Here is a 25,270-nt window from a genome sequence, read left to right on the forward strand (position 1 = left end):
TTCGAAACACATGTGGCTTCTCGGCGCATAATTCTCGGCGCATAAAACAGCACAAAAAACCGCCCCGTCCACTGCCCCCACACGGGGGTGCAGCGGCCGGGGCGGCCTCATTCAGCGGTCAAAAACCGGCTTACAGGCTCTGTGCCTGAATTGCGGTAATCGCAACGGTGTTGATGATGTCCTCAACGGTGGTACCGCGCGACAGGTCGTTCACGGGCTTACGCAGACCCTGCAGAACCGGGCCCACAGCGGCAGCACCCGAAGACTGCTGAACAGCCTTGTAGGTGTTGTTACCGGTGTTCAGGTCGGGGAAGACGAACACGGTAGCCTGACCGGCAACCTCGCTGCCGGGCAGCTTGGTCGACGCAATGGACATGTTCGATGCAGCGTCGTACTGGATCGGGCCCTCAACCGCGAAGTCGGGGTTCGATGCGCGCACGAGCTCGGTTGCCTCACGCACAACGTCCACATCTGCGCCAGCGCCGGAGGTGCCGGTCGAGTAGGACAGCATAGCAACCTTCGGCTCCACACCGAACTGGCGTGCAGTCTCCGCGGATGCCTTCGCAATGTCGGCGAGCTGCTCTGCGTTGGGGTTCGGGTTCACTGCGCAGTCGCCGTAGACCAGAACGCGGTCTTCCATCAGCATGAGGAAGACGGAGGAGACGATCTTGGTGCCGGGGCGGGTCTTGATGAACTCGAGCGAGGGGCGGATGGTGTTCGCGGTGGTGTTCACAGCACCGGAAACCATGCCGTCGGCGATGCCCTTGTAAACGAGCATGGTGCCGAAGTACGAGGGGTCGGTCATGCGCTCGCGGGCAGCCTCAATGGTGACGCCCTTGTGTGCACGCAGCTCAGCGTAGGTTGCTGCGAAGTCCTCGGAGTACTCATTGTTCTCGATGTCGATGATGCGGATCGAGCTGGGCAGCTCAATACCCTCAGCCTGGCAGATCTCTGCGATCTTGGCGGGGTTGCCGAGCAGGATCAGGTCGCAGAAGTCGCGGCGTGCAATGATTTCGGATGCACGCAGGATTCGCACGTCGTAACCCTCGGGCAGGACCACGGAGCGGCGGTTTGCGCGTGCGGTCTCGATGAGGTTGTGCAGGAAGCGCAGCGGGGTCATGGATGCGGGGCGCTCAATTTCGAGGCGTGCGAGCAGTTCGTCCTTGTTGACGTGCTCGTCCCAGCCGCCCATTGCTGCTGCGAGCTTGCGCTGGTGGCCGCTTTCGAGGGTGCCGCGGACGCGGGAGACTGCGCGTGCAGACTTGAAGGTGTCCTTGGTGGTGGACAGCACGGGGAACGGTGCGTTGTCGATGAGGGAGCCGACTGCGGTGTTCTTGCCGGGCAGTGCGTCCAGGCCGCCGGTGAGCAGCACGCCGGAGGGTGCGGGGAAGGTCGGTGCCAGTGCGGATGCGAGGGTTGCTGCAACGATGTCTGCACGGTCGCCGGGGACGATGACGAAGTCGCCGTCAACGAACTGGTTGAGGAAGTTGGAGACGTTCATTGCTGCGACCTTGATGCCGTGGATGTCGCGGCCGAGGTCTTCCGCCTTGATGCCTTCGGTGTCGAGCTTGAGGGCTTCGGCAACTTCACCGACGGTGGGTGCGTTCAGTTCGGGGATTTCGGGCAGCACGTAGACGGGCAGGTTTGCGTCGCCGCGCTTGACGGAGTTTTCGATCTCGTCGCGCAGTTCGGGTTCTGCGCGGCCGACGATGATTGCGAGCAGGTCTGCCTTGGAGGCGAGCAGTTCGGTGCGTGCCACGTCGACTGCGGTGACTGCTTCTTCGACGGTTGCTTCCTGCGCGCCGACGATTGCGACGACGGGCAGGCCGAGGTCACGGGCGATCTGGACGTTCAGGTCGAATTCGACTGAGAGCGCGTTGGCGGGCAGGTAGACGCCGTCGACGATTACGACGTCGCTGTTTGCTGCGACCTTTTCGTAAGCGGAGACTGCGCGTGCGGAGATTTCTTCGGTGTCGCCTTCTGCGATGAGTGCGAGTGCGTCGGTCATGGAGACTGCGCCGCCGACCTGCTCTTCGGTCAGGCCGAAGTGTTCACGGATGAGGCGTGCCATGGGGTCGTCGGAGATGGTTGCGCCGTCGAAGACGGGGCGGAAGAAGCCGACGCGGTCTGCGCGCTTGATGAGGGAGTCTGCTAGACCCAGGGCTACGAGGGACTTGCCCGAGTTCTGGGACATAGCGGAGAGGTAAAGACCGGTGGTCATTGTTTTACTGTCCTTCTATGCGATGTTCGGCGCTGGGTCCCGCGGTTGCGCAGGGGTGTATGTGCTCCTGTGCGCGGGTGCGTCGAGCTTATAGGTCTCTTATATCTTAAGGCGTTGTGGGGGTGGTGCCTAACAGGGTGTGCGGTGCGCTGCGTCATGTGGGCGGGCTGTTTCCCTGTTGTGGTGTGCCGTTTAGGGGTTGAGGATGCGCGTGTATCGTACGCTGCGTCCGGGTTCCCAGGAGCCGCGTGCTTGGAAGTACACGCCTTCGTTGCGGTAGCCGAGCCGCTCGTAGAAGGAGAGCGCTCGTTCGTTTTCTGCCATGACCCACAGGTAGGAGTTTTCGTCCGGGTAGATGACGGACTCGTAGAGTGCCTGACCGAGGCCGGTGCCGTGCATGTGGTTGAGGGTGTACAGGTGCGCGAGTTTACGGGTGCCTGCAGGCAGTTCGGGGAGGGACTCGGCGCGTTCGAGTTCCCAGGAGGAGGGCTCACACAGGGAGAGCGCCAGGCCGACCGGCTTATCCCAGTCGATGCGTACGCCGATGGAGCAGGAGAGCCCGCCGTCGGGGGTCCAGCCGGGCACCTCATAGGCGAAGAAGCCGCGCACGGTGGGGGAGGAGAGGTGGCGGTGGAAGTCTTCGAGGTATTCGTTGCGTTCGGCGCGGTGGCGGGCGGTGAAGCTTTCCCCGAGCGCGTCGAAGTAGATCGGGTCGTAGGTTTGCTCCATGCAGTCCAGCTGCAGGTTGACGTATTTTTCGGCGTCGGTCGGTTCAATTGGTGCGAGCGCATAGCGGCCCTGACATACAAATCCCATGGGTTCTAGTCTACTCAGCCAGCCGCTGTGGAGGCGGTTCCTTGCGGGTGCGTACGCTAGGGGCGTGAGGGCTGTCGGCTAGTCTAGTGGGTATGGCGAAAAAGAGCAGGGCACCCAAGAAGTCCCAAAAGGCGCAGAAAGCCCAGAAGCAGCAGAAGAACCGTATCGACGATACCGAGAGCACCCCCGTGCAGGGTGCCGCCGCTGGCGTGTACCCGATTTCTACGGGTGAGGCGGAGCTGGTCCCCGACGGCTACCATGCTGACGGCTGGCTGCTGCTCATTAATGGTGTGCAGTCTTCCCACGTGATTGTGGGTGAGCCTCGCCAGCTGGATTTTGAGTACATGCGCTGGATTGCCGCGGTCGTTTCCTCGCATGTGGAGGAGCACCTGGACGCCGCGAAGCTGCGCATCACCCACCTGGGCGGCGGCGCGTGCTCGATGGCGCGCTATTTCGCTGACCTGTACCCGACCAGCCGCAACACGGTCGTTGAGCTGGATGCCAAGCTCGCCGAGTATGTGCGCGCCTGGTTCGACATCCCCAAGGCACCGCGCGTGAAGATTCGCGTGGGTGAGGCGGGCGCCGTCACCGCGACCTTCGCGCCCGCATCCCGCGACGTGCTGATTCGTGACGTATTCGCCGGGGACACCACGCCCGAGGCGCTCACCACCGTCGAGTTCACCCGCACCGTCGCCGAGTCGCTGGCACCCGGTGGCCTGTACATCCTCAATTGCGGTGACGGGCCGGCGCTGACCGGTGCCCGCGCGGAGGCGTCCGCCCTGCTTGAGGTGTTCGAATACGTGTGCATTGTGGCGGATTCGGCAATGTTGAAGGGCCGCCGCCGCGGCAACGTCATTATTGCTGGCTCGCACGCGCCCCTGCCCGAGGCTGGTTCCGTGCAGGCTGCCGCTATCGCCCGTGAGCTTATGGGTGGAGGCGTGCCCGCGCAGTACTGGGACACCGCGCGGGTACGCCAGTTCGTGAGGTAGCGGTTTCAGCTGTTGCCTGGGTTTTCGGTGGTGGCTTAGGTCTTTCAGTAATGACCTAAGTTTTTCGACCATAGGTTAGTGACTTTGGTGGGGTCTTTTAACTACCGCCAAAGACCGTAACCTATCACCGAATTCGGCGCCCCCTCCACAGCAGACGCTACTATAGTGGCATGCGATACACCTACCTTGGCCCCTCCGGCACCTTCACCGAATCCGCCCTGTTGAGCGTCCCCGGCGCATCCGACGCCGAACGGATCCCCGCCACCAGCGTGCCCGACGCGCTCGCACGCCTGAACGCGGGCGAGGCGGACGCCGCCATGGTGCCCATCGAAAACTCCGTGGAGGGCGGCGTGAGCGCCACCCTGGACGCTATCGCAGCCAGCGAGGGTGTACGCATTATCCGCGAGGTGCTCGTGCCGATCCGCTTCGTGCTGGTCGCCGCGAAGCCCATCAGCATTGAAGACGTCAAGACCATCTCCACCCACTCGCACGCCTGGGCGCAGGTGCGCGGCTGGGCGCAGGAGAACGTACCCACCGCCGCCTACCTGCCCGGCTCCTCCACCGCCGCGGCGGCTGTCGGCCTGCTCGAAGAGGGCTGCACCTACGATGCGGCAATCTGCTCCCCGGCGCTGCTGAACTACCACCCGGAACTGCACGTACTGCAGGACAACATCGGCGACAACAAGAACGCCGTGACCCGCTTCGTGCTGCTCTCCCGCACCGCCGACATCCCCGAACCGACCGGCTCCGATAAGACCACCCTGACCGTGCCGCTGCCCGCCAACCGCGCCGGCGCCCTGCTCGAACTGCTCGAACAGTTCTCAGTGCGTGGCGTGAACCTCTCCCGCATCGAATCGCGCCCCACCGGCGAAGGCATGGGCTCCTACTCGTTCAGCATCGACGCCGACGGCCACATCTACGAGGCGCGCATGCGCGACGCCCTGCGCGGCCTGCACCGCGTCTCCCCGACGCTGAAATTCCTCGGCTCCTACCCGCGCGCCGACCACGAAAACACCGAAGTCGACGCCATCCACTCCGACGGCTCCTTCGACGCCGCACACGAATGGGTTGAGTCGCTCTTCCCGAACGGTCGCCCCGCACAGCTGCAGCGCCACTAACGGCACCACCAGCCGCCCCGCCGCTAGACACCCCCGCACCTACCCGCGCCCCACCAGCGCAAACCCCGCCCACAACCCACCGTAAGATTAGGTAGGATAAAACAGTGATTGATATTAACCTCCTCCGCGAAAACCCCGACATCTTCCGCGCCTCCCAGCGAGCACGCGGCAAGGACGAAACCCACGTCGACCGCATCCTCGAAGCCGACACCGCACGCCGCGCACTCATCGGCGAATACGAGACCCTGCGCGCCGAACAGAACGCCTTCGGCAAGACCGTCGCAAAGGCACCCAAGGAAGAAAAGCCCGCCCTCGTCGCACAGGCGAAGGAACTCGCAGCCCGCGTCAACGAAGCAAAGGCAGCCTCCGAAGCGAAAACCGCCGAATACGAGGAACTGATCAGCAGCATCGAAAACCTCATCATCGACGGCGTACCCGTCGGCGGCGAAGACGACTACGTGGTCGTCAAGGAAGTCGGCACCCCCCGCGACTTCACCACCGAAGGCTTCGAACCGCGCGACCACCTCGAAATCGGCGAACTCGTCGACGGCATCGACATGGCACGCGGCGCGAAGGTCTCCGGCGCACGCTTCTACTTCCTCAAGGGCCAGGTAGCACGCCTCGAACAGGCACTCATGTGGATGGCGCTCGACCTCGCAACCGAGCACGGCTTCACCATGATGACCACCCCCACCCTGGTACGCCCCGAAATCATGAACGGCACCGGCTTCAACGTCAAGCACGACGACGAAATCTACCGCCTCGAACGCGACGACCTGTACCTGGTCGGCACCTCCGAGGTGGCGCTCGCCGGCTACCACACCGACGAAATTCTCGACTTCGAGAAGGGTGCGAAGAAGTACCTGGGCTGGTCCTCCTGCTACCGCCGCGAGGCAGGCTCCGCAGGTAAGGACACCCGCGGCATCATTCGCGTGCACCAGTTCAACAAGGCTGAAATGTTCGTCTACTGCCCCGTCGAGCAGGCAGAAGAGATGCACGCAAAGCTGCTGTCCCTCGAAGAGGAAATGCTGCAGCGCTGCGGCCTCGCATACCGCGTGATTGACACCGCCGCAGGCGACCTGGGCACCTCCGCAGCCCGCAAGTTCGACTGCGAGGCGTGGGTCCCCACCCAGGGCACCTACCGCGAGCTGACCTCCACCTCAAACTGCACCACCTACCAGGCGCGCCGCCTGAACATCCGCGAGCGCACCCCGGACACCGTGGACGAGGCAGGCAACGTGCGTAAGGGCCGCACCCGCTCCGTAGCGACCCTGAACGGCACCCTGGCGACGACTCGCTGGGTGGTTGCCATCCTGGAGACTCACCAGCAGGCTGACGGCTCTGTACGTATTCCTGAGGCTCTTCGCCCGTACATGGGTGGCGCCGAGGTCATCCCGGCTATCGCTGAATAAGGGAAACCCCGCCCGCTGAGTAATCTCATAACCAGCTGAAAAACCCGCTCACCGCGTAAACGGTGGGCGGGTTTTTGCGTATCCCGGTAGTCTAAGAACTATGCCTCTTTACCGTAAACTCCTTGGTGTTTCTGCGGCGGCGGCTCTGACCGCCTCCGTCACTCGTGCCCGCCGTGAAGCGCGCCGACGCGCTATCGAACTGGGCGCGCCCTTCGGCGTTCTGCCGACCCTGCCCACCGGTGAGGCGCAGCGCGTGGGCGTGGTGTACAACCCGAGTAAGCCCGGCGCCGCGGCGGCTATTGAGATTCTGGAACGTACCCTCGCGGCGAACGGCCACCCGCAGCCGCTGGTGCGCACCACCCGCGTGGACGAGCCCGGCTCTGAGGCGGCCCGCGAGCTAATCGCTGAGGGTGTTGACCTGCTGATCGCTGCCGGTGGTGACGGTACGGTGCGTGCTGTGGCGGCGGCGCTGGCGCATCATGAGGGGCGTAAGCCGCGCCTGGGTATTCTGCCGATGGGTACCGGTAACCTGCTGGCGCGTAACCTGTATATTCCAGTGAGTGACGTGGCGGCGTGCGTGAATATTGCGCTCAACGGTGCAGGTCAGAGTGTTGATGCGATTGAGATGACGACGACGAGCACCCCCGGCGAAGAAACCGAACACACGTTCTTTGTGATGAGTGGTGCAGGCTTTGACGCGCTTGTCATGAATGATACGAACGAGGAGATTAAGGCGAAGTTCGGCTGGGTTGCGTACGTGCAATCCGGCATGAAGCATATGCTGGGCAGGTCGCATCCGGTGCGTATTAGCGTGGACGGTGGGGAACCTCGTACTCTGCCGATGCGGTCGGTGCTGATCGCGAATTGTGGCCGCCTGCAGGGCGGTATTCGCCTGGCGGATATGACGGATGTGCACGACGGTAATCTTGAGGTGATTGTGGCGTCGCCGCGTGATTTGGTGGAGTGGGGTCTGCTGATGGCTAAGGTTACGCGCCGCACGATTTTGGGTTCGCCGCGCATTGAGCTGCCGGTGATTCGCCACCTGGTGGGGTCTGAGGTGGTGTTGGAGTTCCCGGATGGTGCGCAGCCTGTTGAGGTGGATGGTGACCCGGCGCCGTCGGCGTACCGTATTAGTGCGCGGGTGCTGCCTGCTGCCGTGGAGGTGGCGGTCCACCCGGACGTGCTCTAGCGGGCTAAACGTATAAACGCGGTGGGGCGCGACCTGTTGAAAGGTCGTGCCCCACCGCGCATAGTATGGCGTGATACGCAGTATCTGTACTAGCTCTTCTTAAAACCCCATGCTGCGTATTGATCCAGACCGATGGGAACGTAGTGAGCAGGTTCTTCAGTTGCGATTGAAGCTTTCATTTCTGGTTCTTCAGAATCAAGGCGCCAATCGCCCTCTTCCCAAACCATGCGGACAGGAACCCAACCAACGTTGCGTGAGCCCCCAGGTTTCTGAGCAATGATGTAAACCCTCACAATTGCGCGGTCTGCAGAGTATTCCTGGATGCTGTAGCCGTAGATAGCTACGCCACCCTCAATATGTTCGTCTTCCTTATCGGGCGCCCACGGGTCACCCTGACTTACAAGGCGGTTGGAAAGCATTGTCTTACGTTCTGCTGAGGATACTTCGTGGCTTCCAAGAAGGACTGTGGTATTCATTGCTGCGAAGGCTGCACCCGCTGGGGTATGCGCAAAACACTGGCCAAGACGACCCTGACGTTCATGCGGACCCAAGGAGATAGAAGTAGGGTAGTGGATACCCGTCTTAGTCTCTAACCAGCGATAATCGACCGGAACGTCCGCTGAAAGTTCTTTTCCTTGCGGGACTTTTACGTTGCAGATAGCACGCCCTTGGACGGTTACGTTTATCGTGGGAGCAGCGGATACTTCGGAGGTGAAGGATGCCGTGCTAGAAACTGACGGGGCAGTGACGGTTGCAGGGGGTTCGGCTACTGAGGAGGTAGAACCTGCGGCAGTAGTAGATTCTTTTCCTCGCGGAATCAGCACGATGACCAGTACAACGAGGAGGGCGACGACGGCTGCTGCCAGTCCGAAAGCCCAGCGGGGGATAGTTACTCCGCCCTTGTTCTCCATAACAATCTCCAAAATACGTAGACCCCGCGTCGGGGCGCGACAAACCCACCCCCAGCAGGAGGGCAGAGATTGAATGAGTGATGAGAAACTATGTAGCGCCGCAGGAGAAGCATCTGAGCCAGAACACAACATCGAGGACTGCAAGACGCAAAAACACGGCGGCACGTGGTTATCGGTGTTAGAAGTAACCCTATCATGCCGGTGGGTGCCCTGCGGATGCCCGCCAGTGAACTGCCACTATGTGACCTGGATTATGAAAAAAATCGCCGATTTTTTCACTATTTCCTGAAAATCAGAGGGGATAGTGAAAAAATTGGCGATTTTTTACACTATTTTTCTAGCCGTCCGCCCCGGCGCAGTCCTCGCCTCTAAAGGCTGCGACTCGGCAAAAATCCCACGTATCGGTTCTGTGGCTGTAGGGAAATTTATTTTCAAAATATTCTCGGGTACCCCAAAATACCCCCTTATCTTGTCAGGGGTATCCCCTATGGTCGTTACAAGAGATTTTCAAACAGGTTATCTCTATAGCTCGTAGAAGAGGAGGAAAGGCCATGGCTGAGAAAACCAGCACCGACGATGGTGCCCTGTACCGTGCCTACAAATTCCGCCTCGACCCCAATCAGGCACAAAAAGCTAAGCTGACGCAGTGTGTAGGTGCAGCACGCTACACGTACAACCTCTTCACTGACCATAACCGTAAGGTTTCTCGCGCCTGTGCAGAATACGTGGATACCCGCATTTCTGAAGGTGCTACCGAGGCTACTGCTAAGGCTGAGCTTGATGACATAAAAGAAGAGAACCCTGCTTATAAGTACATCGGTCATTTTGAATACGGAAAGCGATACCTAACCCCTGAGAGACAGCGTCATGAAGCTATCGCTCAGGCTATTGCTGACGGTGCTGACCCCGCCGTGGTCTGGCCTGAAACTGAACGGTCTTCTGAGCCCTGGATGCACACCATCGACCGACGTGTTCTAGTCTCTGGGATAAAGAATGCCCATGCAGCGTGGGGCAACTATTTTGAATCCCTCAAAGGGCTGCGTGCTGGTCCCCGAATGGGTGTCCCACGTTTCAAACGTAAGGGCATCAGCCACGACTCTTTTACCGTCGACCGTGACCCGCGTAAGAACGAGGTCGGAGCTTACGGCACCCCCTACAAGCAGGGCGAGCCTGAGTACGTGCGCCGTAAGGCACAGCTCAAGCGCCGTAGCATTACAACCACCCCGACTATTGAGGACTACCGCCATGTGCGCCTCTCGCACCTGGGTGTTATTCGTACTCATAACACTACGAAGCCTCTGGTGAAGGCCGTGCGTGCTGGAGCTGATGTCAAGTCCTACACTGTCTCCCGTGCTGCTGACCGGTGGTACGTCTCCATCCTTGTTAAGCTGTCCCGTACCCCGATGGCCCCTACCCGTGCTCAGCGTGCTGCCGGTGCCGTCGGTGTAGACCTGGGCGTACGCTACCTCGCCGCACTCTCTGACGAGCAGGCACCGCAGCGCTTCGCACAGTACCCCGCCCTGGAATTCACCGGTGACGGTACCCCCACCCTGGCTAATCCCCGCTGGGCTCGTGCTGCGGAGAAGCGCTTGGTGCGCCTGCAGCGTGCCCTCGCGCGCGCTCAGAAGGGCTCTAACCGTCGTGCCCGTATTGTGCAGCAGATTGCACGGCACCACCACCTGGTGGCTTTGCGCCGTGAGTCCGGTCTGCATCAGGTTTCTAAGCGCCTGACCACCGGGTACACCCTCATCGGGCTTGAAGACTTGGCTGTGGCGGGTATGACCGCCTCAGCTGCCGGTACCGTTGAGGCACCTGGTAAGCGTGTGCGCCAGAAGGCCGGGCTCAACCGGTCTATCCTGGATGCCGCTTTTGGTACGCTGCGCCGCCAGCTGGAATACAAGGCCAGCTGGTACGGCTCACAGGTACAAATTATTGACCGCTTCTTTGCATCCTCTCAGACGTGTAGCGCCTGCGGAGCACGAGCGAAAACCAAGCTCGGACTCCACGTGCGTGTCTTTGAGTGCGCGGCCTGCGGTGTGCGGATTGATCGTGACGTGAACGCGGCACGTAATATCCGTGCGGAGGCCGTGCGGATGCATGAGACGCAACTCGCCCCCGGCACGGGGGAGAGTCTAAATGGACGCGGAGTTGCTGACTCTGATGCCGCTGTTTCGGTGGTGTTGGGGGATGCGGCGTTGGATGCGTCAAGGCCAGCCGCCACGGGCGGCGGGTCACCGTAGACGAGTAATCGTCTACTCATCCCTTTTATATATGTGTATACGTGTGGAAACTGAATATTTTTAGGCTTTTCTCGGGTATTGCGACTTGCGGCTGAGTGTATTCCCCGTATGCGCGGGGATGAGCCCTGAATCAGTCCCGTACGCAGTGCGTAGGCGTTGTTTTCCCCGTATACGCGGGGGTGAGCTCCGTCCTCACCCTTGGATCCCTGAAGGGCGGCGGCGTTCCCCGTATACGCGGGGGTGAGCTCAGCCCGGAACTTCTGCACAGTGCCCCTGCAACGCGTTCCCCGTATACGCGGGGGTGAGCTCGGCCGCCTGGGCAGGTACCTGCTGGTGACCCAGCGTTCCCCCGTATGTGCGGGGTGAGCCCAGCTAGAAATGCTCTGGATGCTGGAGCGTGCGGCGTTCCCCGTATGCGCGGGGATGAGCCTCAGGCACACCCATTCCGTGAAGGTAACGGTCAGTGTTCCCTGCGTGAGCGGGGATAAATAGAGGGGTGCCGGGCTGCGCGCTCTTTATTCTGCATGCTTGCAGAAAGGAACTGGCGTGTGCCCAATTGCCTGTCCTCCAGGTAGGTTCTATGCCCCCACCAACCCCGCGCCTCCTGCCCCCGATAATGCCCTGATACCGCCCGCGATAAAAACCCCCGTTAAAAACACAGCCGGGGCCGTCTCGCACGCAGGCTCGAAAAGTGCGAGAATGGAGCAGAAAAGAAAACTACGAAAGAAGATACTTTCATGCTTATTCTCGTTGTGAACGCCGGTTCTTCCTCCCTGAAGTACCAGGTGCGTGACACCTCCCTGCCCGAGGCAGAGCAGATGCTGACCTCCGGCCTCGTCGAAAACATCGGCACCGACGTGCCCAACCACGAAGTCGCATTCGACATCATGTCCGAGAAGCTCGAGCCCGTCCTGGCAGGCCGTGAGCTGCAGGCAGTCGGCCACCGCGTGGTGCAGGGTGCAGAGAAGTTCACCCACCCCGCCCTGCTCACCGAGGAAGTTGTCCAGCAGATCGACGACCTCTCCCCGCTGGCACCGCTGCACAACCCCGCACACGCTCAGGGCATGCGCGCAGCAATGCACAAGTGGCCCTCCCTGCCGCAGGTTGCTATCTTCGACACCGCGTTCCACTCCACCATGCCCGAAGAAGCATGGCGCTACGCAATCCCCTACGACCTGGCTGACAAGTACAGCATCCGCCGCTACGGCTTCCACGGCACCAGCCACGAGTACGTCTCCCACGTTGCAGCTGACATGCTCGGCATTGCACGCGACGAGTTCAACGGCATCGTTGCTCACCTCGGTAACGGCGCGTCCGTGACCGCTGTGAAGGGCGGCAAGTCCGTCGACACCTCCATGGGCTACACCCCGCTGGCTGGCCTGATCATGGGTACCCGCTCCGGCGACATCGACCCCTCGGCACTGACCACCATCCTGATTCGTGAGGGCATTGACGGTGAACGCCTGGACACCATCCTGAACAAGGAGTCCGGCCTGCTCGCACTGGCTGGCTCCAACGACATGCGTAAGGTCGTTGAGGCTGCACAGTCCGGCGACGAGCGTGCACAGCTCGCACTGGACATGACCTCCTACCGCCTGATGAAGTACATTGGCGGCTACAACCTGGTTGTTGGCGGCGCGCAGGCACTGATCTTCACCGCTGGTATCGGCGAGAACTCCGGCGACTTCCGCAAGCTGGTCCTGGACCGCCTCGGCGCACTGGGCATCAAGTACAACGAGGAGGAGAACGCTAAGCGTTCCCCCGAGCCGCGCGTGATTTCCACCGAGGATTCCGCTATCAAGGTGCTGGTCATCCCCACCAACGAGGAGAAGGCTATCGCTGAGGCTACCGAGGAACTCGTCAAGAGTCTCTAAGCCCCACGCACCCCGCCGTGTAGGCGGCTCAGCGTAAAGTAATCCGCCGCGGCACCCGTCCTGTACGGGTGTTGCGGCGGATTACTTTATGCCCGCGAGGCGGCGCGCTCCTTACGCTGTGGCGTGCTGTAGCGTCGCGAATGGGCATTCTGTGAGAAAAAGCGCATTCACATTCACTAGTAAGTGCCCAAAAACGATAGAGTGGAATCAGATAACACTCGATACGAAGCGGACGAGACATGACTCAACCCCCTGAAAACCACCAGCAGCCCGGCGGACAGTTCAACGCCCAGCCCGGCCAGCAGGCATTCCGTGCCCCCGGTGAGCCCCTCCCGCAGGACCTCTCCGCCGGCTGGCTCCCCGAAGACGAGCGCCAGAAGCCGGTCAGCCCCCTGCCCCAGCCGAAGCTCTTCGCCTACCAGTCGATGCTGCCGCCGAAGGTGCTGCACGCGCTGCGTCACCCCTCCGAAATTCCGTGGCTGGTCGCCGCCTACGCGGTCACCGCGGTCGGCTACATTGTGCTGTTCATGGCGCTGGCTGACCTGTTCAGCTCGATGATGCGTTACGTCTTCAGCTCAACCGGTGAAGGCTCGGTTCGAGTACCTTCCGGCAGCACCTCCGCAAGCCTGGAAGACCTGATTTTCCAGACGGTTGGTCTGCTCATCCTGGGCCCGATTGCCATCTTCATTGTTCGTGCAATCTACTACGCGCAGCAGCGTGTTCGCGGTGTGCGCATCACCCCGACCCAGTTCCCTGAGGCGTACCAGATGCTCGCCGAAGCAGCGGAGGCGGCGGGCCTGCGCCGCGTGCCGGACGCGTACGTCATCCTCGGTAACGGCGTGATGAACGCTTTCGCGGCAGGTCACGGCTTCCGCCGCTACATCTGCCTGTACTCTGACCTGTTCGAGATCGGTGGTAAGTCCCGTGACCCGGAGGCGCTGCGCTTCATCATTGGCCACGAGGTGGGCCACATCGCCGCAGGTCACGTCGGTTATTTCCGTCTGATTTTCACCACGCTGTTCAACCAGATTCCGGTGCTGTCGAGTGCGCTGTCCCGCTCGCAGGAGTACACCGCCGACAACTTCGGCTACCGCTTCTGCCCCGAGGGCGCTGAGGGCGCTATCAAGGTGCTTGCGGCAGGTAAGTACCTGAACAAGCAGGTCAACTTCGATGAGCTTGCCGACCGTGCCGTGACCGACCGCGGCCTTGCCGTCTGGTACGTGAACCTCCTGGCAAGCCACCCCATCCTCACCTGGCGTGCGCATGCGCTGCGTGACCGCACCCAGCCCGGCCGCCTGTTCTGGCGCCCGACTGAGAACCCGGTCAAGGACGCCGCACCGCGCGTTCCTGTCCTGATTCCGGCGGCGGAGCCGGTGCACATGTGGCCCGACCCGATTCAGTCCACCGAGTTCATGCGTGAACACCAGGATGTTTGGGCAGACCACACCCTGGAAACCGTGGATGTGTACTCCAAGCCCGAGAACGCCCCCGAGTTCGACGCGAACTCTACGCTGTTCGCTGGCTGGCTCACCGAGCAGGCTCGTGCCTTCCACGGCCAGCGTTGGGATGCGTACGCTGCCGCCGGTGGCGTGCCGGCACCGGGCGCTCCCGGTGGCCCGCAGATGCCCGCACCGGGTCAGCCTGCGCCTAATCAGCCTGCCTACGGTCAGCAGCCCGGCTTCGGTCAGCCTGCCGCAGGCCAGAACAGTGCAACCCAGAACGGTGCAGGCCAGCCCGCACCTGAGCAGCCCTCTAATGGCCAGCCTAACGGCCAGTCTTCTAACGGCCAGCCTGCTCCCGAGCAGTATGGCTACGGCCAGTACGGCAACAACTCCTCTGAGGGTGGCTCGTACGGTCAGGGTTACGGCTTCGACGGCGATAAGAAGTAGCCAGTATCCGCCCGGGTGCGCTCTAAGCGCCCGCCTGAGCCGCACAGCTCAATAACCTTCACGAACCCGTCGGGGTGCCTGAGGCGCCCCGACGGGTTCTGCCGTTAACCGCCTCCTCACAGGCTCGTAGTCGGTTGCTACAGCCGCACATAACCTTCAACACCCCGCCTACAGCTGAGATGCACCCGGCACCCCCGACCCTTCACACAGACACAGGTCTAGAATGGACAGCATGCTCTCATCCCTTCGCTCTATCAAACTTGACCCGCTGCTGACCATGCTCATTAGCGCGGTTATCCTCGCAATTATTGTGCCGGCGCGCGGCGACTTCGCCGACTGGTTCAGCACCGGAACGAAGTTCGCGGTCGCCCTGCTGTTCTACCTGTACGGCGCTCGCCTCTCCACCGCGGAGGCTATTCGCGGCCTGACCCACTGGCGTCTGCACCTGATGATTCTGAGCTGCACGTTCGTGCTGTTCCCCCTGGTCGGTTTGGCGCTTTCACCGCTACGTCTTGTGCTCGGTGATGGGTTGTACATGGGCATTCTGTTCTTGACCTTTGTGCCCTCGACCGTGCAGGCGTCGATTGCGTTCACCTCGATTGCCGGCGGTAACGTGGCGGCGGCGATTGTGAGCGCCTCGCTCTCTTCGATTGTGGGTGTGGTGGCGACCCCGCTGCTCGCCATGATGCTGATGAACACGGGCCATATTGAGTTCTCCGGAACGGTCTTCCTGGACATTGCCATTCAGCTGTTCCTGCCGTTTGTGCTCGGTCAGCTGACGCGCCGCTGGGTGGGGGAGTTCGCCAAGAAGCCGACCACCAAGTGGTTGGATAAGTTCTCGGTCATGATGATTGTGTATTCGGCGTTCTCTGCCTCGGTGGTGCAGGGTGTGTGGACGCGCGTGGCGTGGTGGCAGATTGTGCTGCTGGTCGTGCTCATGGCGATTATTGTGGTGTTCATGCTGTGGCTGACCGACCAGCTGGCTAAGCGCCTGGGGTTCAACCGTGCCGACCGCATTACGATTCAGTTCTGCGGTTCGAAGAAGTCGCTGGCGGCTGGCCTGCCGATGGCGATCATTATTTTTGGTGCGGGCTCGCTGGGTCTGATGATGCTGCCAATCATGATTTTCCATCAGGTTCAGTTGATGATTTGTACCTGGCTTGCGGGCCGCTATGCGCGCTTGGATGTGGTGGGTGCCGCCTCCGCGAAGGAAGTTCAGTAGGGGCTTGAACCCTATCTGCCGGGGTGCTCGGCGGGTGCTATTGGGGGCCTCTGAGCCTGTGAGATAAGCCTCTGATGAGGGGTTTTAATGGGTTCTTTGGGACTGGATGACCTGTCTATGAAGTGATATAGCGCGCATTCATCGAAAAACTCTCTGACTAGTGCATATGCGTGCAAAATGTGGTATTAGTACTGGTCAGTTGGTTTTCTGTGGGTTATATGCACTCTATTGCATCAAAGTGACCGGCGAGACAATCAACACTATCGGGTGTTGAGCGGCGAAAAAGCCCCAATTTTGCCCTAGAATATTTTGTCGATGGGTTAGACAGATTTGCATCCTGTATGCAAGAATTTATGACTCATGTGGGAATGGTTGAGATTCACTCCCTCACACCGCCCACGAGCATTGATGCAGCGGATTCACTCCCCGCCCGCATCCCGCACCGGAAGAGACTCACTCACTCAACCGGAAGGAAGCTCAAAACCATTTATTCACTCAAACACAACTGGATACACTCAGCTTAATGACGCGCTTAGATTCCATCTATGCGCTAATCGCTGTCTGTATCCGCCAAGAAAGAGGACACTCCATGGCTACCATCATGAGCGTGAACGTATGCGATTCCAAGTACAACGCTGACCCCACCGGCGTACGAGACTCCACTAGTGCTATCCAGAAGGCTATCGATGATGTTGCTGCGCAGGGCGGCGGCTCCGTGGAGATTCCCGGCGGCATGTACCGCGTCTCCTACCCCTTCATCGAAATGAAGCACCGCGTCGAGATTTTCGGCCACGGTCAGGCAACCCGAATCGTCGCTTTCACTGACAAGAGCATCCCGTCGTCCAAGAATGGTAGCTACGAATGCACCGGCGTTTTCCACACCGGTAGCTACACCACCCCCATGAGCGGTGGCACCAACCAGAACAAGCCCATGCGTATGGGCGTGCGTGACCTGTTCATCCGCACCAACAAGTACAACCTGCCGCTGGATTCTAAGAGCAACCAGATTTTCCTGGAGAAGCACACCCAGCCCGTCGACAACGTTGCAGGCGTCATCTTCCACACCCGCATTGCGGACGCTAACCCCGGTGAGCCGGACGCAGTGCCCACCCTGTCCAACATCGAAATCTGGGACACCGCCATTGGCGTTGCGATCCTGGGCCTGGACGACCAGGGCATGAAGATTGACAAGCTGCGCATCCGCCAGACCCTGCGCCAGGGCCTGCTGGTCGGCAAGCCTGTCGGCCACCCGCTGCGCCCCCGCGAGGGTGACACCCCCGGCGCGGCAGATAACAAGTTCTCCATGATTGACGTCTCTGACGCAAACATGAGCTTCGGCACCTACGCGGGTATCGAGATTTACACTTCTCAGTCCAAGTTTGAGGCGTCCACCAGCTGGTTCAACAAGCGCAACCAGGGTAAGAACGCCCTGTACGAGGTGAAGACTCGCCACGTGGGCGCAGGCTGGTTCATTCAGGGCACCCGTAACATGTTCATTGGCTGCACCGCCCAGGAGAACGCCGGTCACGGCTGGCTCGTGGAGTGGGGCAACAACCAGTTCATTGGCTGCCTGGGTGAGTCCTCCAGCTTCCAGGACGCTGTTACTGGCGCTGCTCGAGGTGACGAGGCGGCGAACTGGTACATTGGCCGTAACGCACGCGGTAGCCGCTTCGTGGCTCCTCGTTCGCACAACCCTTACAGCTGGGCGAAGGCTTCCCTGTACGGTTTCTACATTGAGAACAACATTCGCGATATGCACATTACGACTGCGTCTGCGAAGGATGACCGTATTGGTGAGAACAACATGGTCGGCCGCCGTGTTCACGTGACCGGCGCTATGGGCGATAACGTGCTCATTGAGGTGGATCATATTCGCCACGCGACTTTCGCGCCGAAGCAGCTGGAGAAGCGCGGCAACGGCGTGTTCATGGGCTAACCCTCACGGGTTAGGTCCTGCGAGCTGAGGCTCGTGATCACAAAATCTTAAAACGCATACGTCTGAGGGGCGGGGAGTAATCCCCGCCCCTCGGCGTTTAACCCGCACCCAAAACAGCCGAAAAACTGTAGAAAAACGGGGTAGGGGAGCAGGCATCACAGTGCCCGGTCATCGCCTCCACACGCCCAATGCGGTACCCTTGAGCAGGGAGGCAGGTCTGCCGGTGCACAGACTCGCACACGCCAACACATCCGCAGAAATGCGCCCAACACACCGCACCACACAAACTCAACACTGCACCCACGCAGCACCGTATTCACCGCTGCCGTATTCACTTACAGCCGTATTCACTCAATTCACTCACCCGCGCCGCCTTCAGCACCGAACGCGGTACCCATCGAAAGAATTGAGCCCCTCATGCCCGATACGCCCATGAGCATCAACGCCATCAACTACGGCGCAGACCCCACCGGTGCCAAAGACTCCACCGCAGCCATCCAGAAAGCCGTCGACGCTGTCGCCGCACGCGGCGGCGGATCCGTAGAACTGCCCCGCGGCATCTACCGCGTCTCCTACCCCTTCATCGACATCAAGCACCGCGTCGAAATCTTCGGCTACGGCTCCTCAACCGTCGTCATCGCGCACTCCGACCGCGCCATCCCCACCACCACCAACGGCCACATCGAATACACCGGCGTGTTCCACGTCGGCAGCTACACCACCCCCGTCTACGGCAACTACAACGCCAACAAGCCCATGCGCATGGGCGTACGCAACCTGCACATCCGCACCAACGCCGCAAACACCCCCATCAGCAGCTACCCGCTCGATGCGCACACCGCCCCGCTGAATAACGTCGCCGGCGTCATCTTCCACACCCACCTGACCGGCGACATGCTCAACGAACCGGACATCGTGCCCGTTATCGCCGGTGTGGAAGTCTGGGACACCGCCATCGGCGTTGCCGTGCTCGGCCTGGACGACCAGGGCATGAAAATTGACGACGTGACCATCCGCCGCACCCTCAACCAGGGCCTGCTGCTCGGCAAGCCCGCCGGTCACCCCCGCCGCCCCAACGAAGGCCAGAACTCCGGCGCGGCAGACAACAAGCTGCGCGGCGTAGACGTTGCCGAAGCGAACCTCAGCGGCGGCTCCTACGCCGGTATCGAGGTGTACGCGGCGCAGGCTAAGTTCGAGAACTGCTCCAGCAACAGCAACCACCGCACCAGCAATAAGTACGCCCTCTACGAGCCCGCCACCCGCCACGCCGGCGCAGGCTGGATTGTGCAGGGTGAACGCAACATGTTCATCGGCTGCACCGCACGCTCCAACGCGGGTCACGGCTGGATCGTTGAGTGGGCGCACAACGTCTTCATCGGATGCGAAGCGGAAGGCTCCAGCTGGGCTGGCACCGTCAGCGGTGCCGCAGGTGCCGACGAGGCCGCCAACTGGTACATCAGCCGTAACGCGCGCGGTACCCGCATGGTCGCGCCCGTCTCCTACAACCCGCCGGAGAAGCCCGCCTCCCTGTACGGCTTCTACATTGAAAACAAGATTTACGACCTGCGCATCACTGAAGGTACCGCCAAGGACGACCGCATCGGTGAGGGTAATATGCTCGGCCGCCGCGTGTACATCACCGGCGAGATTGGCGCGAACGTGGTCATTGAGGTTGAGGAACTGCGCCACTCCACCTCGCCCGCCGGTCAGCTCACCAAGGAAGCTTATAACGTGATGCGCGGCTAGTAGAGGCTGACGGTCGCTACTAGACACGCCCGAACCGGTTCGGGACTTTCCTGTGAATCGCGGGGGAGGTGCGTGTGCCCTAGTGGGTGCGTTATACCGCTATATATCAGCTAAAAATCAAAGCAGCTGTGAATGGAATACATACCATTCGCAGCTGCTTTGTCATTTAGAACAATGTTTAATTTTTAGTTGATAAAAGTCTCAATTAAATATTGAATAAAATATCAATATGTACTTTAAACTTTCTATGGCGGTGTAAAACAGTCCATTCACTGTGCACCACCATAGCCGTGCGACAGCATGCGCAACACGCACATCATTGGTACACATCAAAACCGCGTATCGCCGCACGTCAGCTCCTATTCATTGCCGCTTCTCACTATTCCTCAACGACCACTACCCTTCCCCTTTTCTTATTCGCTCCATTGGCGACCCCGCGGTCGACCCAAAAATCGGTTCCTTCCGGCCGGTTCCCAACCACAATTACATAAGGACAGCCCATGCTTCCGGTTATCTCCCGAGTCCTCACACCCACCACTCGCGCACGCCGCACCTTCGCTCTCACCCTCGCCCTCGCCCTCGGTGCCCTGCCCGTAGGCACCTCCGCCATCGCCTCCCACCAGGCTGTAGCTCACGCCGCCGAACCTGCCGCAGCCAACGGCCTCATCAAACTTCACCAGCCCAAGGACGACCCCAGTTACGTTGAATGCGTCGCCAACTTCCTCGGCACCATGAGCGCCACCCCCGGCGTGTGGGCGGTCTGCCACGGCTACCTCGACAGCGAAGAATACACCGTCACCCGCCGCCACAGCAGCGCAACTGTCACCCGCGGCCAGCTCGTACGCATGCTCTACCGTATGGCAGGATCCCCGACCGTCAAGGACCTCCCGAAAACCTCGCCCTACAAGGACGTGCCCACCACCGACCCCAACTATGCTGCGTACATTTGGGCAGCGGATGCGGGCATCACCTCCGGCTGGGATGACGGGCTCTTCCACCCGGACGATTACGCCACCCGCCACACCCTCGCCGCGTTCCTGTATCGTGCCGCAGGTAGCCCCGATGGTGCCGCACGCCTGCGCCAGATTCGCCGTCCGCTACGTGCCGAAGTCAAGAAGACTGAGCAGTTCAAGGCTGAAAACCGCTGGGCAGCCCGCACGCTCGGCGCCTACCCCGAAGTGGACCGCGACGGTGACGGCGTGGCAGACGTGGTGAACCCTGCCAGCCCCCTGTACTTCTCCGATGCCCTGTACATGCTCAAGGCGTACGGTGATAAGGGCCTGAAGGTTGTGGGCACTCCCGCCGTTGACTAGGAAGCCGTTGACTAGGAAGCCGTTGACTAGGGGTAATACCGACTAGATGCAGTGCTGACTAGATGCAGTGCTGACTAGCGCATATATTCACCGCCCGCCGGTGCGACCCGAAGGTTGCGCAGGCGGGCGGTGCTCTGTTCCGGGTGCTGTGCTGTTCTGGCAGGTTGCGAGCGCCCGTGCCGCCGCGCAATCGCTTCCGTGCAATGAAAGGTGCATGCTCTGCACCCGCTAAGCTAGAAGGCATGAAGATTGCCACCTGGAACATCAACTCAATCCGCGCCCGTGAGAACCGCGTCGAAGACTGGCTCGACGAACACGACGTTGACGTGCTCGCCCTGCAAGAAACCAAAACCAAGGACGAAACCTTCCCCTTCGACCTCTTCGAATTCATGGGCTACGAGGTTGCGCACTTCGGCCTAAATCAGTGGAATGGCGTGGCAATCGCCTCCCGAGTTGGCCTCGAAGACGTGCAGCGCGGCTTCGATAATCAGCCGCACTTCGGTAAGACCGGCGAGCCCGAGGTGCTGGAGGCGCGCGCGATCGGTGCGACCTGCGGCGGCGTGCGCGTCTGGAGCCTCTACGTGCCCAACGGCCGCGGCCTGACCGACCCGCATATGGACTATAAGCTCCACTGGATGGAGGCGCTGTGCCAGAACGTGCACAACGAACTGGCTGCTAACCCGCAGTCGCAGCTTGCCCTGGTCGGTGACTGGAACGTCGCCCCCGAGGATGCCGACGTGTGGGATATAGACTACTTCCTGCGCAACGAAATGACCCACGTTTCCGAACCCGAACGCCGCGCCTTCGCCGCCCTACTCGAAGAGGGCATGGTGGACGTAGTACGCCCGCACACTCCGGGCGAGTACACCTACTGGGACTACCAGGCGGGCCGCTTCACCAAGGATGAGGGCATGCGCATTGACTTTCAGCTGTTCTCGCCCGCGCTCGCCGCACGCGTGGAACGTGCCTGGATCGATAAGGTGGAACGCGCCGGTGAAGGCGCAAGCGACCACACGCCGGTCGTGGTTGAGATTGCCGACTAATCCGAGCGTATAGCTTGCCGTAGAACCGCGTGCAGTAAGGAGGCGGGGGAGGGGTCCCCGCCTCCTTGCTGTATATGCCGGTGCTTCTGTCCTGTGTTTCTGCGCGCCTGCTCCTGGGTTTCTGCCAATATTTCGGGGTTTTCTGTGTGGCTTAGTTGAAAAGTTCGGCTAGCCGAACTATTGTTAAATTCCGCCCGGGACGACAGGCAAAAGCGCATTATGATGCCTGCGCAGACACAACCGTGTCCCTAGCGTCCCGGCGCGGCAAACTCCACACATCAACCACATACTCAAACCCGTGACTTCCAATGAAGGATACCTCATGAACGCTTTCACCCCCGCAGGCAGCAACGCACGCCGCCTCGTCCAGGCGCTCTGCGCCGCCCTCGCACTCACCCTGCTACTCGTGCTCACCGGCTGCGGTAGCACCTCCAGCACCACCGAAGGCGCTAAGAGCAGCAGCGGTAAGAAGACCGTGCTCACCACCTTCACCGTGCTCGCAGACATCGCCCGCAACGTGGCAGGCGACGACCTGAACGTTGAATCCCTCACCAAGCCCGGTGCAGAGATCCACGAGTACGAGCCCACCCCCTCCGACCTGAAGAAGGCGCACGCCGCCGACCTGGTGCTCGACAACGGCCTGAACCTCGAATCCTGGTTCGCGAAGTTCGTTGAAGAATCCCACGCTAAGCACGTGACCGTCTCCGAGGGGGTCACGCCCATCTCCATTACCGAGGACGCCTACGCGGGCAAGCCCAACCCCCACGCCTGGATGAGCCCCAGCAACGTACAGAAGTACGTGGACGTGATGATTCGCGAATTTAGTGCTCTCGACCCGAGCCACGCCGCCGACTACAAGACCCGCGGCGAAGCCTACAAGAAGCAGCTGCAGGGCGTGCGTGACGAGCTCGTCAAGGAAATCTCCACCCTGCCCGAGAACCAGCGCGCACTGGTCACCTGCGAAGGCGCCTTCTCCTACCTGGCGGCAGACGCGGGCCTGAAGGAAAAGTACATTTGGGCGGTCAACTCCGAACAGCAGGCGACCCCCTCGCAGATTTCCTCCGCGATCGACTACGTGCGCGAGAACCAGGTGCCCGCCGTGTTCTGCGAATCCACCGTCTCTGACAACCCGATGCGCCAGGTCGCAGACGCCACCGGCGCACGATTCGGCGGCGTGCTCTACGTGGACTCGCTCTCCGAGGCGAACGGCCCCGTGCCCACCTACCTGGACATGATCCGCTACGACGCACGCACCATCGTTGCGGGCCTCAAGGGCAACTCCTAAACCCGGCATAAACCCGGGCTAAACCAGGGTCAAATCCGACCTCGAAAACCCCGGGTAAACCCCAAACCCCCGATAGGATAGGAGGGGCGGTCGCCTTCTTGGCTTCGCTCCTCCCACGCCGTTAACACTCACTCACACAGCACCCGCCCACACGGCACCCACTCAGCAACACGCAAGCAAGTACACCCGCCCCACGCATACGGTGACCACCAGAAAGAACACAAGGAATGAGCACTCTTCTCAGCTGCGAAAATGTGCACGTGAACTACGGGCCAGTCCGCGCCCTCACCGGCGCATCCTTCACCCTGGACACCGGGCGTATCTGCGGCCTGATCGGCATGAACGGCTCCGGCAAATCCACCCTCTTCAAAGCCATCATGGGGGTCGTGCCCATGCACGCCGGTAGCATCACTCTCGACGGGCAGCCCGTCGGCGGTAACCGTGGCAGCCGCGGCAAGAACGCGCACCACCACCGCGCCGGACTCGTCAGCTACGTGCCGCAGAGCGAAGAAATCGACTGGACCTTCCCCATCTCCGTGCGCGAGGTCGTCAGCATGGGACGCTACCGCAACCTCGGCATCACCCGCCGCCTGCGTGCCGCAGACCGTGCCGCCGTGGATGAGGCACTCGCCCGCGTGGAACTGACCGACCTTGCCGACCGTCAGATTGGGGCGCTCTCGGGCGGTCAGCGTAAGCGCGCCTTCGTGGCACGCGCTATCGCCCAGGGCGCCCAGCTGCTGCTGCTGGATGAGCCTTTCGCCGGCGTGGACAAGCGCAGCGAGGCGATGCTCATTCAGGTCATCGAACAGCTGCGTGACGAGGGCGCGACCGTGCTGGTTTCCACGCACGACTTGGCGAGCCTGCGCCAGTTCGCCGACGAGGCGCTACTGCTACGCGGCGATATTCTGATGCACGACACCCCCGAGAAGGTGCTCGCCCCCGAGAACCTGGTGCGTGCCTTCGGCATGGAAGTGGACGCCGGCGCGTCGGTCGCTACCGGCGCTGCTACCTCCGGCACTACTACGATCAGCTCTGTGGAAGGGAAGAACTAAATGGACATCCTCAACTTTCTGGTGGAGCCGCTGACCCTGCCCTTCATGCTCCGCGCATTCGTGGTCACCGTGCTTGCCGCCGCCGTCTGCGCTCTGCTCTCCTGCTGGCTCGTGCTGCTCGGCTGGTCACTTATGGGGGATGCCATTTCGCACGCGGTGCTACCCGGTGTGGTGCTCGCCTATATTTTTGGTGCGCCCTTCGCAGTGGGTGCGGTGGTTGCCGCCCTCGTGGCGGTAACTCTTATCGGCGGGGTGCGGCGCAGCGGCCGCGTGCGCGAGGACGCCGCGATCGGCATCGTGTTCACGACCATGTTTGCGTTCGGTCTGGTGCTGATTTCGGTTACGCCGTCGAATACCGACCTGAACCATATTCTCTTCGGTAACGTGCTGGGCGTGTCCTGGTCGGACGTCTGGCAGGTCGCCATCCTCGCGGTGATTGTTGCCGCCGTGCTGCTGGTCAAGCGCCGCGACTTCGTGCTGTACGCCTTCGACCCGGGCTTTGCGCAGGCGGTGGGGTTGCGTCCGCGTCTGCTCGGCGCGCTGCTGCTCATTATGCTGGCGCTAACCTCCGTGGTGGCGCTGCAGATCGTGGGTGTGGTGCTGGTCGTGGCGATGCTCGTCATCCCCGGCTCCACCGCGCGCCTCATCACGGACCGGTTCGTGCCGATGCTCGCGGTGAGCGTGGGAGTCTCCCTGGTGGGCACGCTGACCGGCTTGTACGCCAGCTACTACGCGGACGTATCCCCCGGTGGTGCCGTGGTCGTCACGCAGGGCATACTGTTCGCCCTGGCGTACGTATTCGCCCCGCGCTACGGTCTGCTGGGCAGGATGCGCGCCCGCCGACTCAGCACTGCCGCAACGAAAACTGAGCCGGTAGCTTCCTAAGAAAGCCCACTGAGTACGCTCACCACATATAGCAATAGGCGGAAAGTCCCACCGTGGGGCTTTCCGCCTATTGCTGTCTTTTGAAGGTTAGGGGCGCGTACCCGCCCGGATTTCCGGGCTAGAAGTCCG

Annotated in this window: 18 protein-coding genes; 15 read left to right on the forward strand and 3 right to left on the reverse strand. The window is 61.3% G+C overall.

All coding sequences use genetic code 11. The annotated features are described in order from the left end of the window. Positions 1 to 130 precede the first annotated feature (130 nt). Together pta and HMPREF2605_RS00800 are read right to left on the reverse strand one after the other, a co-directional pair. Positions 131 to 2,221, reverse strand: coding sequence for a phosphate acetyltransferase (gene pta / locus HMPREF2605_RS00795; RefSeq protein ID WP_070846663.1), 2,091 nt, complete (start codon positions 2,219 to 2,221; stop codon positions 131 to 133). 192 nt (positions 2,222 to 2,413) lie between these two features. Then, positions 2,414 to 3,037, reverse strand: coding sequence for a GNAT family N-acetyltransferase (locus HMPREF2605_RS00800; protein ID WP_070846664.1), 624 nt, complete (start codon positions 3,035 to 3,037; stop codon positions 2,414 to 2,416). A gap of 92 nt (positions 3,038 to 3,129) precedes the next feature. Between HMPREF2605_RS00800 and HMPREF2605_RS00805 the strand changes: the two genes are divergently transcribed. The 4 genes from HMPREF2605_RS00805 (at position 3,130) to HMPREF2605_RS00820 (ending at position 7,745) form a co-directional block, all read left to right on the forward strand. After that, positions 3,130 to 4,026, forward strand: coding sequence for a spermidine synthase (locus tag HMPREF2605_RS00805; RefSeq protein WP_053090236.1), 897 nt, complete (start codon positions 3,130 to 3,132; stop codon positions 4,024 to 4,026). Between the two features lie 170 nt (positions 4,027 to 4,196). Next, entirely contained in the window at positions 4,197 to 5,144 is a 948-nt protein-coding gene (gene pheA / locus HMPREF2605_RS00810; RefSeq protein WP_070846665.1) for a prephenate dehydratase, read from the forward strand. A gap of 104 nt (positions 5,145 to 5,248) precedes the next feature. Continuing rightward, a complete protein-coding gene (gene serS / locus HMPREF2605_RS00815; protein WP_070846666.1) occupies positions 5,249 to 6,556 on the forward strand; it encodes a serine--tRNA ligase in 1,308 nt (435 codons plus the stop codon). Positions 6,557 to 6,656: 100 nt separating this feature from the next. Further along, positions 6,657 to 7,745: a diacylglycerol/lipid kinase family protein gene (locus HMPREF2605_RS00820; RefSeq protein WP_070846667.1), complete on the forward strand. Its 1,089-nt coding sequence runs from the start codon at positions 6,657 to 6,659 to the stop codon at positions 7,743 to 7,745. Positions 7,746 to 7,834: 89 nt separating this feature from the next. Here HMPREF2605_RS00820 and HMPREF2605_RS09605 read toward each other — a convergent pair whose 3' ends face one another. Beyond that, positions 7,835 to 8,656 (reverse strand): DUF8175 domain-containg protein, encoded by an 822-nt coding sequence (locus HMPREF2605_RS09605; protein WP_246828143.1) that lies wholly within the window; start codon positions 8,654 to 8,656, stop codon positions 7,835 to 7,837. Between the two features lie 551 nt (positions 8,657 to 9,207). Between HMPREF2605_RS09605 and HMPREF2605_RS00830 the strand changes: the two genes are divergently transcribed. The 11 genes from HMPREF2605_RS00830 to HMPREF2605_RS00880 all read left to right on the forward strand — a co-directional run bounded on the left by HMPREF2605_RS00830 (position 9,208) and on the right by HMPREF2605_RS00880 (position 25,141). Then, positions 9,208 to 10,896 carry an RNA-guided endonuclease InsQ/TnpB family protein gene (locus HMPREF2605_RS00830; protein ID WP_070846669.1) on the forward strand — a complete coding sequence of 563 codons (1,689 nt, stop codon included), beginning with the start codon at positions 9,208 to 9,210 and terminating at the stop codon, positions 10,894 to 10,896. Positions 10,897 to 11,633: 737 nt separating this feature from the next. Beyond that, the gene (locus HMPREF2605_RS00835; RefSeq protein ID WP_070542457.1) at positions 11,634 to 12,770 is read left to right on the forward strand and encodes an acetate/propionate family kinase; all 1,137 of its coding nucleotides are present in this window, start codon (positions 11,634 to 11,636) and stop codon (positions 12,768 to 12,770) included. Between the two features lie 239 nt (positions 12,771 to 13,009). Beyond that, positions 13,010 to 14,659 carry a M48 family metallopeptidase gene (locus HMPREF2605_RS00840; protein WP_070846670.1) on the forward strand — a complete coding sequence of 550 codons (1,650 nt, stop codon included), beginning with the start codon at positions 13,010 to 13,012 and terminating at the stop codon, positions 14,657 to 14,659. A gap of 223 nt (positions 14,660 to 14,882) precedes the next feature. Beyond that, entirely contained in the window at positions 14,883 to 15,881 is a 999-nt protein-coding gene (locus tag HMPREF2605_RS00845; protein ID WP_012902746.1) for a bile acid:sodium symporter family protein, read from the forward strand. A 589-nt stretch (positions 15,882 to 16,470) separates the two neighbouring features. Then, a complete protein-coding gene (locus HMPREF2605_RS00850) occupies positions 16,471 to 17,817 on the forward strand; it encodes a glycosyl hydrolase family 28-related protein (RefSeq protein ID WP_070604924.1) in 1,347 nt (448 codons plus the stop codon). Between the two features lie 417 nt (positions 17,818 to 18,234). Next, on the forward strand, positions 18,235 to 19,563 hold the full coding sequence (locus tag HMPREF2605_RS00855; RefSeq protein ID WP_070846671.1) for a glycosyl hydrolase family 28-related protein: 1,329 nt from the start codon (positions 18,235 to 18,237) through the stop codon (positions 19,561 to 19,563). Positions 19,564 to 20,063: 500 nt separating this feature from the next. Further along, positions 20,064 to 20,876: an S-layer homology domain-containing protein gene (locus tag HMPREF2605_RS00860; RefSeq protein ID WP_070846672.1), complete on the forward strand. Its 813-nt coding sequence runs from the start codon at positions 20,064 to 20,066 to the stop codon at positions 20,874 to 20,876. Positions 20,877 to 21,118: 242 nt separating this feature from the next. Continuing rightward, the gene (locus tag HMPREF2605_RS00865; protein WP_049337791.1) at positions 21,119 to 21,919 is read left to right on the forward strand and encodes an exodeoxyribonuclease III; all 801 of its coding nucleotides are present in this window, start codon (positions 21,119 to 21,121) and stop codon (positions 21,917 to 21,919) included. A 322-nt stretch (positions 21,920 to 22,241) separates the two neighbouring features. After that, positions 22,242 to 23,204, forward strand: a complete 963-nt coding sequence (locus HMPREF2605_RS00870) for a metal ABC transporter substrate-binding protein (protein ID WP_070630068.1) — start codon at positions 22,242 to 22,244, stop codon at positions 23,202 to 23,204. Between the two features lie 227 nt (positions 23,205 to 23,431). Next, complete coding sequence (locus HMPREF2605_RS00875; RefSeq protein WP_049346251.1) at positions 23,432 to 24,256, forward strand: metal ABC transporter ATP-binding protein; 825 nt, start codon at positions 23,432 to 23,434, stop codon at positions 24,254 to 24,256. Further along, a complete protein-coding gene (locus tag HMPREF2605_RS00880) occupies positions 24,257 to 25,141 on the forward strand; it encodes a metal ABC transporter permease (RefSeq protein WP_070846673.1) in 885 nt (294 codons plus the stop codon). Positions 25,142 to 25,270: the final 129 nt, after the last annotated feature.

The organism is Rothia sp. HMSC065C03, from assembly GCF_001837295.1.
Taxonomy (GTDB): domain Bacteria; phylum Actinomycetota; class Actinomycetes; order Actinomycetales; family Micrococcaceae; genus Rothia.